Origin of the sequence: uncultured Campylobacter sp. (genome assembly GCF_938030685.1) — a bacterium.
GTDB lineage: Bacteria > Campylobacterota > Campylobacteria > Campylobacterales > Campylobacteraceae > Campylobacter_B.
Genome location: NZ_CALHHX010000179.1, coordinates 1 through 1,831 on the forward strand (window position 1 = coordinate 1; position 1,831 = coordinate 1,831).

The window sequence follows — 1,831 nt, forward strand, 5'->3', positions numbered from 1 at the left end:
GGGCCTAGGCGTATAAAATTCTACCCAGGCGGATCATGTTCGAGCCGCATTTGATTGCGAGCTCAAAATCATCGCTCATCCCCATCGAGCAGATCCGCGCGCCGTGCGGCACGAGCGCATCGAAGATCTCGCGGCTCACCTCGAAGCTTCGCGCGATCTGCGCGGGCTCGCTCACGTGCGCGCCGATGCTCATCACGCCGATTAAATTTAGATTTTTGCACTCCTGCTTGATGCGCAAAAACTCCTCCACTGCGCGGTTTTTATCAAGCCCCGTTTTGGAGCTCTCGCCCGCGGCGTTGATCTCCAGCAGCGTATCTAGCGGATAAGTTAGCCGCTTATTTACGGCAAGCGCGAGCTCGCAACTGTTGCAGCTCTGCCACAGCGTCGGGCGCAGAGCGATGAGCTGATTGATTTTGTTGCTTTGCAGCGTGCCGATGAAGTGCCACTTTAGCGGCAGTTCGCGCAGTAGTTCGCTTTTTCGCTTTAGCTCCTGCACTCTGTTTTCGCCAAACGCGATCTGTCCTTGCGAATACAGCTCGCGCACCTCATCCGTGCCTACGTTTTTGCTTACCGCGACTAGCTGCACTTCGCCCGCGCCTGCTTTTGCAGCCTCAATGCGCTTTAAAATTTCATCCAGTCTCATTTATAAAATCCCAAAATTCTAGCGAAATCATTCAACACTGTAAATATCATCAAAAGCGCCAAAATTCCCATTCCTACGTAGCTGGCACCCACGAATACCCGCTTTGGTACGGGGCGGCGGAAGATGAGCTCAAAGAGATTAAACGCGATGTGCCCGCCGTCGAGCGCAGGGATCGGAAAGAGATTGATGAGCCCTAAATTTACCGATATTAGCGCCACGAGCGCGAGCAGGACCGCCGCGCCGTAATCGACCGCCTTTGAGGTGATGTCCGTAATGGCGACGATGCCGCCCATCTCCTTGGGCGAAACGACGCCGCTGGCGAGCTTTTCGAGCCCTATCAAGATGAGCTTTGATGCCTCCACCGTCTGATCCCACGCGAAACTAAGCGAACTTGCGCCCTTGTGATATAGCGTCACAGTCGCGTTGTAATCGGGCGAAATGCCGATGAGCGGCACTCTGATGCTCTCGCGCCAGATGGTTTTTTTCTCGCCGAGCTTCGGCGTGAGCTGTAGGCTCAGCCGCTCGCCGCCACGTAAAATTTCCAAGCTTAGAGGCGCTGCGGTCACCTGCTTTGAGATGTCGTCCCACTCGCGGATCTGCTTGCCGTCGATCGATAAAATTTCATCGTTTAGCATAAGACCCGCGCTTGCTGCGGCGGAGCCTGGCGAGATTTTGCCAACCTTGGGCGCTAGCTTTTCGACGCCGATGTAGCCCAGCGCGATGTAGATCAAAAATGCAAGCAGCAGGTTAAAAAACGGCCCCGCAAAAAGTATGATTATGCGCGCGATCGGGCCTTTGGAGTTGTAGCTGTCAGGGTCTGCGCTTGCCGCGGCGGGATCCAAATCCTCCTGCCCCTTAAGGCTCACGTAGCCCCCCAGAGGGATCGCGCTGATGGCGTACTGCGTCGCGCCGATGCGCTTGGTAAAGACCTTCTCGCCGAAGCCCACGCTAAAGACGTTCACTCCCACGCCCAGCGCCCGCGCCGCCAAAAAATGCCCCAGCTCGTGAAAAAAGATGAGGAAGCTGATCGCCAGCACCGTGACCATAAAATTTATTGAGTAAAAATAAAATCCGACCGCCAGGATCGCGAGCGTTAAAATTATGCTTTTCAAATTTCAAACCTTTGTAAAAAATGGGCTAAGCTTACTATGATTTTGTAAATTTTAAGCTTAGATCGCCGTTTAAAGC

At 54.0% G+C, this 1,831-nt stretch carries 2 protein-coding genes; both read right to left on the minus strand.

What is annotated here, in order from left to right; all coding sequences use genetic code 11:
* Positions 1 to 4 precede the first annotated feature (4 nt).
* Complete coding sequence (locus Q0369_RS08285) at positions 5 to 643, minus strand: YggS family pyridoxal phosphate-dependent enzyme (RefSeq protein WP_298098526.1); 639 nt, start codon at positions 641 to 643, stop codon at positions 5 to 7.
* On the minus strand, positions 640 to 1,755 hold the full coding sequence (gene rseP, locus Q0369_RS08290) for an RIP metalloprotease RseP (protein ID WP_298098529.1): 1,116 nt from the start codon (positions 1,753 to 1,755) through the stop codon (positions 640 to 642). Before rseP ends, Q0369_RS08285 begins: the two co-directional genes overlap by 4 nt.
* Positions 1,756 to 1,831: the final 76 nt, after the last annotated feature.

Excerpts from the sequence above, each read along its gene's own strand:
- Q0369_RS08285 (WP_298098526.1), bottom strand. The coding sequence starts at position 643 with ATGAGACTGGATGAAATTTTAAAGCGCATTGAGGCTGCAAAAGCAGGC.